This window comes from Paenarthrobacter sp. NPDC018779 (assembly GCF_044391085.1).
Taxonomy (GTDB): Bacteria; Actinomycetota; Actinomycetes; order Actinomycetales; family Micrococcaceae; genus Arthrobacter.
Map to the genome: position 1 here is coordinate 1 of NZ_JBIRZS010000005.1, position 14,959 is coordinate 14,959.

Sequence of the window (14,959 nt, forward strand, 5' to 3'; positions counted from 1 at the left end):
CTCGGAGCAGACGGCTTCGGCTTCTCCGACACCCGCCAAGCCGCACGCCGCTACTTCAAAAACGACACCCACTCCATCGTCACCAAAACCCTGCAGATGCTGGCGGCGAGGGGCGAGGTTGAGGAGGGCGCGCCGTCGTACGCGATTGACCGGTACAAGCTGCTCGACGTCAACGCGGGCACCACGGGTGGCGCCGGCGGCGACGCGTAACAAGCCGACGCGCAATAAGGCGACACCTGACAAGTCGACCCAAAAGACCGCATGAAAAAGGTGGCGGCAGTGTTCCCAACGAACACTGCCGCCACCTTTGCGTTCAACCGGACAAGCTACGTCCCCAGATTCCTCCGGTCCACGACGAATCCGGTGGCTGCGTTCTCCCGGACGGCATTGATTCCGGCAACCACGGCTGCCAGGCTCGGGAACTGTGGCGACACTGCCACAACGGTTCCATCGTCGGCCGTGAGCCGGAAACGGAAGGTGTTGGTTCCTGCCTTGAGAATTTCGAAACTGCCCGCCATCTTGCTGACCTCCACGCGTCATTGCACCAGAGCTGATTTGAACGTGTCCCTTCAGACAGTAATCGCCGTCGGACGCCGCCAACAGCCCTACCCATGAGTAGTTTGCAACCGATTTTGGTAGATGTCCCGGAAAGCCTTGAAGGAGCTAGAGACCGCATGGAAGCCCGCGCGTATGGTGTGTTTATGACTCAATCCGGCACGGCGCCCATCACCGGCGTCCTGCTCGCTGCCGGGGCCGGCACCCGCTTGGGCCGCGGCCCCAAAGCCCTTCTGCCTTTCCGCGGGCGCACTCTGGTTGAAGTAGTGGCCGATACCCTGTTCGACGGCGGCTGCCGCGAGGTGGTGGTGGTACTCGGCGCCGAAGCCGAACGCATCAGGAACAGCACCGACCTGGAGCGGTACACCGTGGTGGAAAACGCTGCATGGGCAAAGGGAATGGCTGGCTCATTCCGCACGGGAATCGAGGCGGCATCGCAGGGCAACAGCATCATGGTTGCGCTGGTGGACCAGCCCGGATTAACCCCGACGGCGGTGAGCAGGTTGCTGGGCAGCCACCGTCCCGGCCGGATCACTGCGGCCGCCTACCCTGATGAGTCGGGCCAGCTGAAGCGCCGGCACCCGGTGATTATCGACGTCGGACTCCGCGCCGAAGCCGCTGCGGCAGCGAGCGGTGATACCGGTGCGCGATCGTTCCTGAAGGCGCACCCGGGGCTGGTGGACCTGGTAGATTGCAGCGATCTCTGCTCCGGCGAGGACCTGGATACCAAGGACCAGCTGCACCTGCTGGAGGGGTAAATTTGGGGGCATGATCCGCATCGAAAACGACGATCCCGCACGCCCCGACGTCCATGCCCTCTTGAGCGAACACCTGGCCGATATGTTCGCCACGTCGCCCGCGGAGAGCGTCCATGCCCTGGATCATTCGGCGTTGCAGCACGAGTCCATCACGTTCTGGACTGCCAGGGAAGACGGTGTGCTCCTGGGTTGCGGGGCGTTGAAGGTGTTGGGTGTTCCGGGCGAAGCGGAGATCAAGTCGATGCGGACCACTTCCGGGGCCAGGGGTCGCGGCGTAGCCACGTTGATGCTGAACCACATTGTGGCCGAGGCACGGAACCGCGGCTATGACCGGGTTGCCCTGGAAACGGGGACCGAGGAGTACTTCGCTCCCGCGCGGCGTTTGTATGCCAAGCACGGGTTCACGGAGTGCGCTCCTTTTGCCGACTACACCCTGGATCCAAACAGCGTGTTCATGGAACTCCCCCTTTAACCCAAGTAGGGGACAGCAAACGTCGCTATGGGTGTCCATTGCGACGTTTACTGTCCCCCAGTTGGGTAAGCGGGGTGGTTGGGTCAGACGGAGGCGGTGCTGCGGTCGCGGAGGGCCAGGTAGATCTTGTCCCGGGCGATGGGCAGATGGCCGAAGCGGATCCCTGTGGCGTTCCGGATGGCGTTGGCCAGCGCTGGAGCCACGGGGTTGAACGGGCTTTCGCTCATGGACTTGGCGCCGAGTGGGCCGGTGGAGTCGTTGGTAGTGGCAAAGTACACCTCGCTCCGGGGTACGTCCGCGAAGGACGGAATGTGGTACTGGCGCAGGATGTCCGTGGTGACCTGGCCGTGGTCATCCACCTTCACTTCCTCGTACAACGTGGCGCCCAGTGCCTGTGCGATGCCGCCCTCGATCTGCCCCCGGCATTGCCGCGGGTTGACCACCACGCCGGCGTCAGCCGCCTGGACGCTCTGCAGGATCCGCAACTCCCCCGTTCCCGTGTTGACGGCGACCCGGAAGCCATGGACGTTGAAGGCCACCGAGCGCGGCGTCCCACCCCAGTTGCCGTCGGCGGCGAGCCGGACGCCCTGGAGAGTGCCGGCGTCGTAAATCTCCTTCAGCGGCACCGAACGGTCGCCGCATTCCACGGCCCCCTCAACCAAACGGCAGCCCGCCAACGGAACACCGGTCAACGAGGCCGCCACGGTTTGGATGCGGGTGGCGAGCTCCAATGCCGCGGCAAGCGTTGCCTTTCCGGCCACCACCGTTCCGGCCGAACCAAATGCACCCGTATCGTGCTCAACGAGGTCCGTGTCCGATTGCCGCACCTGAATCTTGTACGCCGAGGAAGCCAGCGCCGTGGCAGCCAATTGCGCGTGGACCGTAGTGGTGCCGTTCCCGAACTCCGCCGTTCCGACGTCGACGGCGAACCTTCCGTCCGCTTCCAGGCTCACCCGGGTGTGGGCGAAGTGGCCGCGCGGCGGAACGGTATCGATCATGGACAGTGCCGCGCCTTCACCGGTAACCCACTCCGGGCCGAGGTCGTCGAGGCCCGCGGCACGGTAGCGTTCCTTGCCCCGGTCCAACGCATCGCGCACCAAGTCCACGCACTGGTCCAGCCCGTAGCTTCCGTAGTGCACGTCCTCTTCCGGCTCGGGCGTGGTGGAGAGCATGTGGTCGCCGGAGCGGACCATGTTCTTGAGCCTGAACTCCAGGGGGTCCATGCCGATCCCGACGGCGAGCTCGTCGATGGCGGATTCGATGGCGAAGATCATCTGGCTCAAGCCGTATCCACGGAAGGCTCCCGCCGGGACCGTGTTGGTATACACGGACTGGGCATCCACCTTCTTGTTGGCGCACTTGTACACAGCCAGGGATTCCCCGCAGCCGTGGAACATGACGCCCGGCGCGTGATTGCCGTAGGCGCCGGTGTTGGTGACCACGTCGAGTTGCAGCGCGGTGAGGTAGCCGTCCCGGTTGGCTCCCGCCTTGAGCTTGATGGTGAACGGGTGGCGCGTGGTGGTGGCAGTGAACTGCTCGGTACGGGTGAACTCAAGCTGGACTGGCCTGCGAAGGGCCAGGGCCGCCAACGCCACGAGGTCTTCCGTCAACACTTCCTGCTTGCCACCGAAACCACCGCCCACGCGGCCCGCGACCACGCGAACGTTCTCTGGCTGGAGCTCGAAGAGCCGGACCAGGGTGCGTTTCACCAGGAACGGAACCTGGCTGGAGGAACGGACCATGAGCCGGCCTTCCTCGTCCAGCCAAGCAATGGACGCGTGGGTTTCCATCGCCACGTGCTGCACGCGCTGGGTCTGGTACGTGTGTTCATGGATGAAGTCAGCGGCCGCGAACCCTTCCTCCACACTGCCGAGTTCCGCGTGGACCTCGGCCACCACATTGTCCAGCGGCCGGGCAATCCGGGACTGGACTGCATCCTTCTCCCCGTGGATCGCGGGAGCACCCGGGAGGATGGCTTCCTGCGGCGTGAAGACGGGCTCCAGGAGTTCATACTCCACTTCCAGGGCACGGGCACCGGCCTCGGCAGCTCCCACGGATTCGGCTACGACGGCGGCAACGCGCTGGCCAATGAAGCGGACTACGGTGTCCAGCACCCGGGTATCGTCCGGATCGTCGGTGTAGATCTCGTGTTGTGCGGTCGAGAACAGCTGTTGGGGCGCGTCCTCATGCGTGAAGACGGCAACCACTCCAGGCACAGCCAGGGCGGGTGCCTTGTTGATGGACACAATCCGGGCGTGGGCATGCGGGGAACGCAGGAGCTTGAGGTGCAGCAAGCCCGGGAGTTGCTCCGCCGGGACATCCAGGGTGTAGCGGGCGGTGCCGGTGACCACGGCCTGGCTGGCGGGTGCGGGGACGTTGTCGCCGAGCTGTCCCGCTTTGGCTTCCACGGCGGCTGGTGCCGGTGCCCCGGAAACGTCACTACCGGCGTCGTGCTTGTGAGCGTCGGTTGAATGCCCGCACACCGCGTCCGCGATGGAGCGGTAGCCGGTGCAGCGGCACAGGTTTCCTTTGAGGTTCCGCGGCAAATTGGCGCGCTGCTCGTCGTCGAACGTCGCGGCGGTCATCATCATGCCAGCGGTGCAGAAACCGCATTGGAAGCCCTGGCCCTCCATGAACTGCTCCTGCACAGGGTGGAGTCCCTCGGCAGTGGCAAGGCCTTCGATGGTGGTGACGGCTTTGCCCTCGGCACGGACGGCCGGGTAGATGCAGCTGTGCACGGGCGTGCCGTCCACGTGCACTGTGCACGCTCCGCAGTCACCGCCGTCGCAGCCCTTCTTGACCCCGAAATTGCCTTGCTCGCGCAGGAAGGTGCGCAGGCACTGGCCGGGACGGGGTGTGGCCTGCGAGGCAGCGCCGTTGATCTCAATTGCCATGGGAGGCCTCCTTCGAGGTGCCTGGGAGTTCGGGTTGCGCGGACGGCTGCGGCGACGTGGCGTGGGGCGGCCAGAAGTCGCCGGACACGGTCATCGATTCGTCCAGCAGCTCTGCCCGGATTTCCTCGGCAAGCCGCAACGTCATGTCATGCCGCCACTCGGGCAGGCCGTGGATGTCGTCGTGGTACAGGTCAGCGGGAATTGAATGTTCGACGGCGGCGGCCAGAGTCCGCGCGTCGGGAACCTTGTCCGCGGGGAACCGCAGCTGTACGGGCCGTTTGGTGGAAGCCGTCACGGTGATGACCAGTCCGAAGACGGGATCAAGCCGGCCGATCAGCAGCACGCCGGAGCGTCCAAGGTTGCTCAGGGACAGACGCCGGAAAGCTACGCGGGCGGAGAGTGCTTCTGCGGAAAGGTGGATGCTCCGGAGGAGTTCGCCGGGGGCCAGGACGTTTTGCAGTTCGCCCGTGACGAAGTCCGCGACAGTCACCGTGCGGCTGGAGCCATCAGGGCTGAGGATCGTGGCGACACCGTCGAGTCCGGCGCACAGCGAGATCATGGGGCCCGCCGGAAGGGACGTGCAGATATTGCCGCCCACCGTGGACATATTCCAGATCTTGAACGACGCCACAAAGGAGTCGCAGCTCGGACGGATCAGGGCGAGACCGGGCCACTCGCGGTGGGCGGTTTCCACCGCTTCCGGGAGAGCGTAGAGCTCCGCGACAGTGCAGGTCGCGGCGAGTTCGATGCCTTCATCGCTCACCGTGATGGCCGGCCAGCCCGCATTCCCCAGGTCAAGGAGCCGCTGCAGGACGGTGCTTCCGTAGGAGAAGAGGACGGTCCCGCCAGCCAGCCAGGCGTCACCTTCACGCCACTCGGAAGGGTCCGTGGTGGGCACCACGGCCTCGATGGTGTTCATGTCCATGGGTCCTCCTGGGTTTCAGGGTCTGTGTTAGCGCTCGAGTGGATGGGCCCCGAGCTGTCTTTGAGGGAACGGAACGCGCCTGTTCTGGGCCGGCTCCCGCGTGAGGTCACGATCTCCGCCGTGATGGAAACCGCGACTTCCGCCGGTGTGACGGCACCGAGCTCCAGGCCAATCGGGGAATGCAAACGCTCCAGGGCCTCGGCCGGGGTCCCCTTGTCCAGCAAGGCATCGATGCGTTGCCGGTGGCTTCGCCGCGAACCCATCGCGCCAACGTAGGCGAGCTTCAGGTTCAACGCCGTTTGCAGCAAAGGGATATCGAATTTGGGGTCGTGGGTCAGGACGCACACCACCGTGCGGGCATCGATGCGTCCGGCCGCGGCCTCGCCTTCGAGGTAGCGGTGCGGCCAGTCCGTCACTACCTGGTCCGCGCCCGCGAAGCGGTTTTGCTGGGCAAACGCGGGTCGGGCATCGCAGAGGGTGACGTTGTAGCCGAGCAATTGGCCGGCGGGGAGCAGCGCTGCCCCGAAGTCGTTGGCACCGAAGACCAGCATCCGGGCAGCGGGGAGGCGGCTCTCCACGAACAACGTGATGGGTTGCGGCTCGGGTTCTTCACGGGGGTTGTCCCATCGGTCCAGCGTGACCCAGCCGTCAATGCAGCCTTCGGGTGGAGCGAGCCGGACCAAGCCGGCGCGGCCGCCCTGGAGCAGCGGCTCAATCTGGGCAGCGGCAGCGAAGAGCGTGGCCGGATGGTCCCCCAGCAGCCTGGCGAGGTCCTCGGACTCCATGGCCCGGAACCGGACCGGATCATGCACGACGACGGCGCCTCCTTGGGCGTCGAGCCTGCGGATCAGTGCCAAGGGAGGTGGGTTGTGATCATCGTTGGCCGTGGGGCCTGTGAACGCGGAGAGCTCCGGCATTCCGGCTTTGAGGGGCTGGATGTGGACTTCCAGTTCCCCTCCACAGGTGAGTCCGACGGCGAACGCGTCCTCGGAACTGTAGCCGAACGACTCAAGCCGCGGGCCGCCGTCGCGCATTGCTTCCAGGGCCGCTTCAACCACGGCGCCTTCCACGCAGCCGCCGGACAGGCTGCCCAGGATTTCGCCGTTCTCCGAGACCATCATGGAGGTCCCCATGGGCCGCGGCACGGAACCACCGGTCCCCACGATCGTGGCCACGGCGCAGAGCTGGCCGGAGACCGCAGGCCGCCAGCTGCCCAGTGAAGGCATCAGATCCAGCATGGCTACACGTCCTTTTTCCAGGTGTCCCGGCCAGGTGGCCCGGCCGGAGCAGTGCGCGATCTTGCCCCATGTTCTCATTCCCGAAGGTTGTTGAGGGGTAGTCGCGATTAATCAGTAAGAAGTCATAGGTGCGGGGGCAAGGGCTTCATCTCCCTGCCCCCGCTCCATAGCGGAGCATCGGAACCCAGCCGCCGCCCGCCGTCGTTCCCGTATGGAGCGGGACGACGACGGCGGGCGCCTATTCGTGCGGTGGGATCCAACGGACCGCCGATCATGGTGCCGGTTTGCCCGCCGGCCCGGGGTTTCGCGCGGCCGCTAAATGCCCATCAGGGCGTTGATCGGGCCGCGGGCGAAGTAGATCACGAAGCCTGCCGTGACCACCCACATGAGCGGATGGACCTTCTTGGCCTTGCCCGATGCCGCGTTGACGACGGCGAAGGAGATGAACCCGACGCCGATGCCGTTGGCGATGGAGTACGTCAGCGGCATGGTCACGATGGTCAGGAACGCCGGGAGTGCGATGGCGAACTTGGTGAACTTGATTTCGCGGATCTGCGCCATCATCATCGCGCCAACCACCACCAGGGCTGCCGCTGCAACTTCCAGCGGGACCACCGAGGTGAGCGGAGTGAAGAACATCGAGCCCAGGAAGAGCAAGCCCGTGACCACTGAGGCCAAGCCGGTACGGGCTCCTTCGCCGATGCCCGCTGCCGAGTCGATGTACACGGTGTTGGACGAACCGGAGGTTGCGCCGCCCACTACCGCGCCCATGCCTTCGACAATGAAGGCGGACTTCAGCTTGGGGAACGTTCCGTCCTTGTGGGCCACTCCGGCGCTCTTGGCCAGGCCGGTCATGGTGCCCATGGCGTCGAAGAAGTTGGTGAACACCAAGGTGAAGACCAGCATGGTGGCGGCCAGTCCACCGATCCGGGCAAACGAACCGAAGAGGTCGAACTGGCCCACCAGGCTCAGGTCCGGAACGGACACCAGCTGGCTGGACAGGATGGGGACGTTGAGGTGCCAGCCGCCGGGGTTGTCGGCGGTGCCTGGACCGATGTGGAACACAGCCTCGGCAACAGCGGCGAGGACAGTGGTAGCGACGATGCCGATCAGCAGGCCGCCCTGGATCTTGCGGGCCACGAGGATACCCATGGTCAGCAGTCCCACGATGAAGACGAGGGTGGGGATTGAGGTGATGGATCCGTCATTGCCGAGCTGGACCGGTGGGCCGCCAGCCGTGGGACGGACAAAGCCGGAATCGACGAAGCCAATGAAGGCAATGAACAGGCCAATGCCCACGGTGATGGCGGCCTTGAGTTCCTTGGGTACTGCCTTGAAGATCGCGGTCCGGGCGCCCGTGGCGCCGAAGAGGACAATCAGGACGCCGTTGATGACCACCAGGCCCATGGCTTCGGGCCACGTGACCTCCTGGATCACTGCGACGGCAAGGAACGAGTTGATGCCCAAGCCTGCCGCGAGTCCGAAGGGAAGATTGGCCACGAGGCCGAAGACAATGGTCATGACGCCCGCCGTCAGGCCGGTAACTGCACCCACCTGGGCTGCGGAGAGCCAGCCCCCGGCTACATCCGTTGGGGCGTTCTCGGCAGAGAAGCCACCCAGGATGAGCGGGTTGAGGATCACGATGTACGCCATGGTGAAGAACGTGACCAAGCCGCCGCGGAATTCGCGGGCCAACGTGGAGCCGCGCTTGGTGATCTGGAAGAACTTATCCAGGAAGTTCGGCGGCTTCTTGCCGCCTCCGTTGGCGAGGGCCGTAGCCGTGTGCTTTGCTGGTGCCGCTGTGGGCTCTGCGTTCTTGTCCCCGTTGGGGAAGAGCGCAGCCTGCTTTTCAGCTGCTGTCTGCATTTCTGCGTTTTCCAGGATTTCCATGTCAGCCGCCGGGCCCTAGTAATCAATCCTGGAATCAAGCGTGTTCCAGGTGTTGAACGGCTGGAGGGCCGCCGGAGCCTGGGGGTCGCCCAGTTCCAGCTTGGCTACCGGCATCAGCGCGTCCCGGTTGTGGTTCTCGAAGTACTCGTAGAAGACTGCGTCATCGAAGCCCACGGATGCGGCGTCGTGACGGTCTGCGGCGAAGAACACGCGGTCCACGCGTGCCCAGAGTGCGGAGGCCAGGCACATGGGGCAAGGCTCGCAGCTGGTGTAGAGGGTTGCACCGCTCAGATCGAAGGTTCCCAGTTCGCGGCAGGCGTTGCGGATGGCCGTAACTTCTGCGTGGGCGGTGGGATCGTTCGTGGCGGTTACGCGGTTGACGCCTTCGAAGGCTCGTCCATCCGCGGTAACAATGACGGCGCCAAAGGGGCCCCCACTGTTCAGGACATTGGCTGTTGCCAGCTCAATGGATGTGGCCAGGAATTGCTCGGCCGTGACGGTTGTACTCATGTTGCGACTTCCTTAGTGCTGTGGAAGCCGGGTGACCTGTTCGGGGGCGCTGCAAAAAACAGCTCCAGTTAGCTTGGTTACCAGGCTTCAGCATGTGCGATGAAGGTTAAGTTGCGCCTGGTAGATAGCTTCCCGAGGTCCGGGTGCCCGCCTTTGGCAGTAAGAGCGTAGCACCAGATTTGTGAGCCGCGCCATAGTTTTTTGAAAACTTTATTTCGTCATGCGAAATTACGAATCCAGCGTGCCTGACTCGTCGCTGGCGCGCCAATGTGACCGGCAACCTTTGCTGCGGGCGTTGACGGCCGCCGTCGGGCGCTTTTACGCTTGGTGGACCGGCGCCTTTCCAGGTGGCCGGTTCCTGGATCAGCAGACAGGGCCGAACTGAGCTGGAACGCATTCATGCCGACCAGACAAGGAGCCCTCCGTGCTTTGGATCAAAAACCCCCTGGGTATCTTCACCGCAAACAACCTCGACGCCGGCAACGGCCTGGTGGTTTCCGACTCCGGAACGATCGTTGAACTGGTGCCGTCCGGCGCCCGCCCGTCCATGCCTTGCACCGAATTCGATGCATCAGGCCACGTGGTGCTGCCGGGCCTGATCAACACGCACCACCACTTCTACCAAACCCTTACCCGTGCCTGGGGTCCCGTGGCCAACGTGCCCCTGTTCCCGTGGCTGCAGAACCTCTACCCCGTCTGGGCGCGGCTCACTCCGAGGAGCCTGGAACTCGCTGTGCAGGTGGCGTTGGCCGAGCTCCTGCTGTCCGGCTGCACCACGGCCGCCGATCACCACTACCTCTTTCCCGACGGCATGGACGACGCGATCGACATTGAGGTGGCCGCCGTGCGTTCCATGGGCATGCGGGCCACCTTGACGCGCGGCTCCATGACGTTGGGAGAGGACGACGGCGGGCTGCCGCCCAGGACCACGGTCCAGTCACCCGAGGCGATCCTCGCGGACAGCGAACGACTCATCCGTACCTATCACGAAGCCGGTCCCGGGGCCTCTGTACAGATCGCGCTGGCACCTTGCTCGCCCTTCTCGGTGACGAAGGAAATCATGGCCGAATCCGCCGCCATGGCCGAGCGCTACGACGTCCGGCTGCACACGCACCTCGCGGAAACCATCGACGAGGAAGACTTCTGCCGGTCCATGTTCGGCCTCCGGACCGTCGATTACCTGGAATCCGTTGGCTGGCTCGGATCCCGTACCTGGCTGGGACACGGCATCCACTTCAACGACGAGGAGATCGCCAGGCTGGGAGCCGCGGGCACCGCCGTCGCGCATTGCCCCACCTCCAACATGCGGTTGGCCTCCGGTACCGCCCGCGTCCTGGAACTCGAGGATGCCGGCGTACCCGTGGGCCTGGGCGTGGACGGCTCGGCCTCCAACGATGCGTCCAACATGATTCTCGAGGCACGGCAAGCCCTGTACCTGCAGCGGCTCCGCTACGGCGCCTCTGTTCCCGTATCCCGGGCCCTGGGATGGGCCACCCGTGGGTCCGCCGCCGTTCTTGGGCGTTCGGATATTGGGCAGCTGGCTCCGGGTATGCAGGCTGACCTGGCCCTGTTCAAGCTGGATTCGCTGCGCTTTTCCGGAAGCCACGATCCCGTAGCCGCACTCTTGCTGTGCGGCGCGGACCGGGCTGATCGCGTGATGGTGGGTGGTTCATGGCGCGTGGTGGACGGGGCGATTCCCGATCTTGATGTAGCCGGGCTGATCGCGGAGCACTCGGCCGCGGCACGGAAGTTGGTGGCGGGGTAGGTTTGTCTTGCTGCCCGTAGGCGCGAGAACGCCGGAACGCTTCCCTTTCGTAGGGAACGTTCCGGCGTTTTCGCACCTTTCCGGCGCTTTCGCGGGTTGTTTAGGTCGCGTCGATCTCCAGCATCGACGCGGCTTCGCTAGATCGCGATCTTGTAGATGTGGTGCGTGTACTCGTTCGCGAACGAATCCGTGAACTTGCCGTTTTGCACGGTAATCGTACGGTTTTCCCCAACAACCTCAACCTGGGTTCCCGTGATACCTGACGGGAGGGTGAAGGTCTTGGAACCCGTGCTGCCATTGAGACCGATGCCGGCGAACAGGTAGGCACTGCCATCCTTGGCCTTCAGCATGGTGTCCGTACCCGAAGCTCCGGCATTCCAGACGTAGCTCTGTGTGTTCAGAACAGGCGCCAAGGACTGGATACCGGCCAGCGCAGCCTTGATCTTTGCCTTACGGTCAGCGGGGATGTCCACCAGGCTGTACGTCCCGAACTGGGGATCGTTGTTGTGCTGGAAGATGTTGATGCCTCTCGCCTCATGAATGATGGCAGACCACATGGCGCCTTCCATCTGCTCAGGCGTGATGGTCCGGTCATTGTTGCTCTCCAGGAACGGTCGGGCCGATTCCACGAACACCCAGTTCGGCTGGATTCCCGGGCTTGACTGGTAGACCCTCATCCGGTCCGCGACCCAGCCATACGCAGCGCTGCTCGCGGCCTTGGCCCCATCGGGCCACGACGGCGTCCGATCCGCCTCGAACTGCAGGTCGGCCCGGGTATAGAAATACTGGTCGTTGCTGCTCGCATCCACCGCGGCCATGAAGTCATCCATCAGGCCCGGCGCCCAGTACGTTCCAAAGATGCCCTTGCTGTAGTTTGCGAAGGCCGGACGGCCATCATTCTTGGCCCGGATGTTGGCGACAAGCTGCTTCATGATTTGCAGGTTCTGCTCGGCCGACACACTGCCGCAGCCCAGGCCCACCATCTCGCATTCGTCATCCGTGTCCCAGCCGACCACTCCGGGGTCCGTACCAACCTCGGACTGCTTCCACTCCCCGCCGGGAATGACCAACATGCCAGTGTCAGTGATGGACTTCATGGTTGATCCATCGTGTTCGGCGTTGTGATAGACGTTCACGCCGATGTCCTTGAGCTGTGCTGCGTGGCCGGGCTTGCCGTACCAAACACCGATCGGGAACAGATTCGGATTGTTAAGCTTCGCCGCACCCGGGAACTTGGCCCAGTATCCAGGTCCGCCGTCCCACGGAATGCGGGCCAGGTTGGCCAGGCTGCCGCCGGATGGGGGCGTGGTGGGGGTTGGGGTCGGCGTGGGTGTCGCGGTCGGCGTGGCCGTTGGAGTCGGCGTAGCCGTGGGGGTTGGCGTGACCGTCGGCGTGGCCGTCGGAGTCGGCGTAGCCGTGGGGGTTGGCGTGACCGTCGGCGTGGCCGTTGGAGTCGGCGTAGCCGTGGGGGTTGGCGTGACCGTCGGCGTAGACGTCGCTGTCGGCGTGGCCGTTGGTGACGCTGTCGACGTCGGGCTTGCCGTCGGCGTTGGCGTGGTTGTGGGTGTCGGCGTTGGCGTCGGCGTGGCCGTTGGTGACGCTGTCGACGTCGGGCTCGCCGTCGGAGTAGGCGAGGAAGTCGCCGTCGGTTCCTCCGTTGGAGTCGGCGACGAGGTGGAGGTGGGTTCACTGGTCGGAGACGGCGAGCCGGTCGGTTCCGTCGTAGGGTCCGTGGGACTCGACGTCGGCTCTGACGTAGGTTCCGCCGTCGATGTTGCGGTCGGGCTTTCGGTGGGCGGTGGCGTGCCGGGGTCCGTGCATCCTGCAAGAGCCAACGCGATCACCGCCCCCAGCGTAACGAGGGTGGGTTTCAATGACATTGTTTTCCTTTGGGGAAGCAGCGTTCATGCTGCTGCTGGGCGGCGCCAGACCCCCAGTCCGGCTCTTTGTTTCCACCTGCCAGGCAGGGGTTGTCAGCCGGAATCCCAGGTTCCGGCACAGCCCGATGACGAGCGTCAGTCATTGCTCGACCTGCTGCAGTACGACACGTGCGGACGACTGTCCGGCGCCATCGAGCCAGCAAGTGCGGCCCAAACAAAGGGGCCACGGCGACCTTTAAGACCCGAAGGGTGGCCGTTTGCCCAGCTTACGCGAAGCCCTCAGCAAGCTGCCGATTGTTACGTGGATCACATTCGCCCCATTTCGACAGGGCCGTATCCCCTTAGACGGCTTCCTGCGTGCTAGACGGCAGGGGGCGTCTAATGCGCAGCGGGTCGTCTAAGCGGCCCGCTGAAGAGCCGTCACAATCCGCGCCTTCAACTCTTGTTCCCGGAACAGATCCCGCCATGTGAGCCGAATGAACGTCCAGCCCTGTTCAATCAGGGCCTTCTCCCGTTGCCTCTCCTGGAATATGACCTCGTCAGTGGGCGCAAAGTCGAAATACTTGATCTTCCCGTCAAACTCCAAGGCCACCCTCTTTGCCCGCCAAGCCAAGTCGATCCGATGATTTCCTTCATTCGTCCGGACCTTCACCTGCAAATCGGGCAGCTCAATGCGAAGCCTGACGATCAACTCCCTGGTCAAGGTCTCGCCGGGAGACTCTGAACGAGGATCCGCGTACTTAAGTGCGCGCCGCAAGGTGAGTACTCCACTCCGCCCAGCGAGCGCACGGCACACATCCCACAATTCATTGCGATTTACGCCCTTGCGCAGCGCATGGTCCATCAAGATCAATGCCTGCCGATAGTCGAGCAGGCGGCAACAGTCCACCACGGTGCGCGCCAGAGATGTACATGGAAGTCCATCGACCATCCTGATCTCTCCCGGCTTCAGAGCCCGCGTATGCGGGACAACATCCTTGCCATGCGATACCGGCGATGGAGGTGTCTTTTGGGTGATGTGGATCCGATCGTCAACGTCCCAGAGGAACAAACGATGGAGGCGGGCAGCTGAGGTGTGGCTATAGACCAGCCAACCACCAGACGTCGAGAGCGTCCCATGGGCATGTGCGGCGATGAGTTGGCGACTCTGAACCCACGGCTTTTGCGCTGACCACACCGTCCCCCTGACGTAGCAGCCTCGCCTCAGTCTTACGAGCTCACCGCCCCGAACCAGTGCTGCAATCTTTCGTGAATTGAACCCGGAGTCTTCGAGTTCAGCCGTACGCCAAAGGTTCATGCCGACCGGGAGTTCGTGAAGCGTCTTGCTCGCCATGCAACAAGCCTCGTCGACCGTCCCGAGCGCGCAAAGACTCTACTCTCGCTATGTGGAGAAAGGCAGCCGCACGGCACGACCTGCCACGAAGAACACGCCGCCCAGGCAACACCACATCGATGGCTCCCTGCGCCATAGACGACTCCTGCCGTCTAATGGGCAGCCAAGCATCGAAACGGCCGACGGTGGGCTGGCTGGGCGTGGTGGACGCGGGGGCGGGGTAGGCGCGGGCGCGGGGTGGGCACGGGCGCGAGGTAGGCGCGGGGGCGGGGTGGGGTGGGCACGGGGCAGGGGACAACAAAGCGGGCGGCACCTCCCCAGGTGCCGCCCGCCTCGTTGGCTCTGTTGCGCAGAGTCCGCGCCCCGTCAATGCAGGAATCAGGGGCGCTGCCGGCCGAAGACCGGGAGTGCGCGCAGCCAGCGGGAGAATCCGCTCGCTTTGCGGTCGCAGTCGGCCGGAATGTAAAAGTCCGGATCGGTAGCACCGAAGGGCAGGTACAGTTCCTGGCCCGGCGCCGGGAATTCCACGACGTTGTTCGTATCCTTCGAGTCCATCTGTTCCTCCTCTTTCCAGTGCTCGCTAGCCTAAGAAGTTCCATATCTTGGAAACTTTTTATTGTTATGTGAAAAGTCTAGGAGAAGCCGAAAGCAAGCGTCAAGACCCACTTTTCACCCCGAAGAAGTTGCCCCGGTCACATTTGGCTGTTTCATAACGATCTTCCGGAACCCGTATACACAA

The 14,959-nt window shown here is 64.1% G+C and carries 14 protein-coding genes; 5 read left to right on the top strand and 9 right to left on the bottom strand.

The genetic code is table 11. From position 1 onward, the window contains the following. The coding region (locus tag ACH488_RS07750) for a hypothetical protein (RefSeq protein WP_397323325.1) at nt 1-210 on the top strand (210 nt) is incomplete at its 5' end. 116 nt (nt 211-326) lie between these two features. Here the strand turns inward: ACH488_RS07750 and ACH488_RS07755 are convergent. Continuing rightward, the gene (locus ACH488_RS07755; protein ID WP_397323327.1) at nt 327-518 is read right to left on the bottom strand and encodes a YegP family protein; all 192 of its coding nucleotides are present in this window, start codon (nt 516-518) and stop codon (nt 327-329) included. A gap of 156 nt (nt 519-674) precedes the next feature. Between ACH488_RS07755 and nboR the strand changes: the two genes are divergently transcribed. Both nboR and ACH488_RS07765 read left to right on the top strand, forming a co-directional pair. After that, nucleotides 675-1,313: a nicotine blue oxidoreductase gene (gene nboR, locus ACH488_RS07760; RefSeq protein WP_397323328.1), complete on the top strand. Its 639-nt coding sequence runs from the start codon at nt 675-677 to the stop codon at nt 1,311-1,313. A 10-nt stretch (nt 1,314-1,323) separates the two neighbouring features. Then, nucleotides 1,324-1,785, top strand: a complete 462-nt coding sequence (locus ACH488_RS07765) for a GNAT family N-acetyltransferase (protein WP_397323330.1) — start codon at nt 1,324-1,326, stop codon at nt 1,783-1,785. An 83-nt stretch (nt 1,786-1,868) separates the two neighbouring features. Here the strand turns inward: ACH488_RS07765 and ACH488_RS07770 are convergent, their stop codons facing one another. The 5 genes from ACH488_RS07770 to ACH488_RS07790 form a co-directional block, all read right to left on the bottom strand. Continuing rightward, nucleotides 1,869-4,679, bottom strand: a complete 2,811-nt coding sequence (locus ACH488_RS07770; protein ID WP_397323332.1) for a molybdopterin-dependent oxidoreductase — start codon at nt 4,677-4,679, stop codon at nt 1,869-1,871. Then, the gene (locus tag ACH488_RS07775; RefSeq protein WP_397323333.1) at nt 4,669-5,604 is read right to left on the bottom strand and encodes an FAD binding domain-containing protein; all 936 of its coding nucleotides are present in this window, start codon (nt 5,602-5,604) and stop codon (nt 4,669-4,671) included. The genes ACH488_RS07770 and ACH488_RS07775 overlap by 11 nt, the downstream gene beginning before the upstream one ends. Beyond that, nucleotides 5,595-6,842 carry an XdhC family protein gene (locus ACH488_RS07780; RefSeq protein WP_397323602.1) on the bottom strand — a complete coding sequence of 416 codons (1,248 nt, stop codon included), beginning with the start codon at nt 6,840-6,842 and terminating at the stop codon, nt 5,595-5,597. Before ACH488_RS07780 ends, ACH488_RS07775 begins: the two co-directional genes overlap by 10 nt. A 315-nt stretch (nt 6,843-7,157) precedes the next feature. Next, on the bottom strand, nt 7,158-8,708 hold the full coding sequence (locus ACH488_RS07785) for an NCS2 family permease (RefSeq protein ID WP_397323334.1): 1,551 nt from the start codon (nt 8,706-8,708) through the stop codon (nt 7,158-7,160). Between the two features lie 39 nt (nt 8,709-8,747). Next, nucleotides 8,748-9,242 carry a nucleoside deaminase gene (locus ACH488_RS07790; protein ID WP_397323335.1) on the bottom strand — a complete coding sequence of 165 codons (495 nt, stop codon included), beginning with the start codon at nt 9,240-9,242 and terminating at the stop codon, nt 8,748-8,750. Nucleotides 9,243-9,666: 424 nt separating this feature from the next. Here ACH488_RS07790 and ACH488_RS07795 point away from each other — a divergent pair, with 424 nt between their 5' ends. Further along, on the top strand, nt 9,667-11,007 hold the full coding sequence (locus ACH488_RS07795; protein WP_397323336.1) for an 8-oxoguanine deaminase: 1,341 nt from the start codon (nt 9,667-9,669) through the stop codon (nt 11,005-11,007). Nucleotides 11,008-11,144: 137 nt separating this feature from the next. Here the strand turns inward: ACH488_RS07795 and ACH488_RS07800 are convergent, their stop codons facing one another. Next, nucleotides 11,145-12,104: a hypothetical protein gene (locus tag ACH488_RS07800; protein ID WP_397323337.1), complete on the bottom strand. Its 960-nt coding sequence runs from the start codon at nt 12,102-12,104 to the stop codon at nt 11,145-11,147. Nucleotides 12,105-12,333: 229 nt separating this feature from the next. Between ACH488_RS07800 and ACH488_RS07805 the strand changes: the two genes are divergently transcribed. Beyond that, complete coding sequence (locus ACH488_RS07805; RefSeq protein WP_397323338.1) at nt 12,334-13,251, top strand: hypothetical protein; 918 nt, start codon at nt 12,334-12,336, stop codon at nt 13,249-13,251. A gap of 33 nt (nt 13,252-13,284) precedes the next feature. On the opposite strand, the gene ACH488_RS07810 is transcribed toward ACH488_RS07805, so the two are convergent. Next, on the bottom strand, nt 13,285-14,220 hold the full coding sequence (locus ACH488_RS07810) for a hypothetical protein (RefSeq protein ID WP_397323339.1): 936 nt from the start codon (nt 14,218-14,220) through the stop codon (nt 13,285-13,287). 378 nt (nt 14,221-14,598) lie between these two features. After that, complete coding sequence (locus ACH488_RS07815) at nt 14,599-14,775, bottom strand: hypothetical protein (protein ID WP_397323341.1); 177 nt, start codon at nt 14,773-14,775, stop codon at nt 14,599-14,601. Nucleotides 14,776-14,959 lie beyond the last annotated feature (184 nt).

What these genes read in the sequence shown, in the direction of transcription:
- ACH488_RS07755 (WP_397323327.1), bottom strand. Translation starts at nt 518, where the DNA reads ATGGCGGGCAGTTTCGAAATTCTCAAGGCAGGAACCAACACCTTCCGT.
- nboR (WP_397323328.1), top strand. Translation starts at nt 675, where the DNA reads ATGGAAGCCCGCGCGTATGGTGTGTTTATGACTCAATCCGGCACGGCG.
- ACH488_RS07765 (WP_397323330.1), top strand. Translation starts at nt 1,324, where the DNA reads ATGATCCGCATCGAAAACGACGATCCCGCACGCCCCGACGTCCATGCC.
- ACH488_RS07770 (WP_397323332.1), bottom strand. Translation starts at nt 4,679, where the DNA reads ATGGCAATTGAGATCAACGGCGCTGCCTCGCAGGCCACACCCCGTCCC.
- ACH488_RS07775 (WP_397323333.1), bottom strand. Translation starts at nt 5,604, where the DNA reads ATGGACATGAACACCATCGAGGCCGTGGTGCCCACCACGGACCCTTCC.
- ACH488_RS07780 (WP_397323602.1), bottom strand. Translation starts at nt 6,842, where the DNA reads ATGCTGGATCTGATGCCTTCACTGGGCAGCTGGCGGCCTGCGGTCTCC.
- ACH488_RS07785 (WP_397323334.1), bottom strand. Translation starts at nt 8,708, where the DNA reads ATGCAGACAGCAGCTGAAAAGCAGGCTGCGCTCTTCCCCAACGGGGAC.
- ACH488_RS07790 (WP_397323335.1), bottom strand. Translation starts at nt 9,242, where the DNA reads ATGAGTACAACCGTCACGGCCGAGCAATTCCTGGCCACATCCATTGAG.
- ACH488_RS07800 (WP_397323337.1), bottom strand. Translation starts at nt 12,104, where the DNA reads ATGAAGTCCATCACTGACACTGGCATGTTGGTCATTCCCGGCGGGGAG.
- ACH488_RS07810 (WP_397323339.1), bottom strand. Translation starts at nt 14,220, where the DNA reads ATGGCGAGCAAGACGCTTCACGAACTCCCGGTCGGCATGAACCTTTGG.
- ACH488_RS07815 (WP_397323341.1), bottom strand. Translation starts at nt 14,775, where the DNA reads ATGGACTCGAAGGATACGAACAACGTCGTGGAATTCCCGGCGCCGGGC.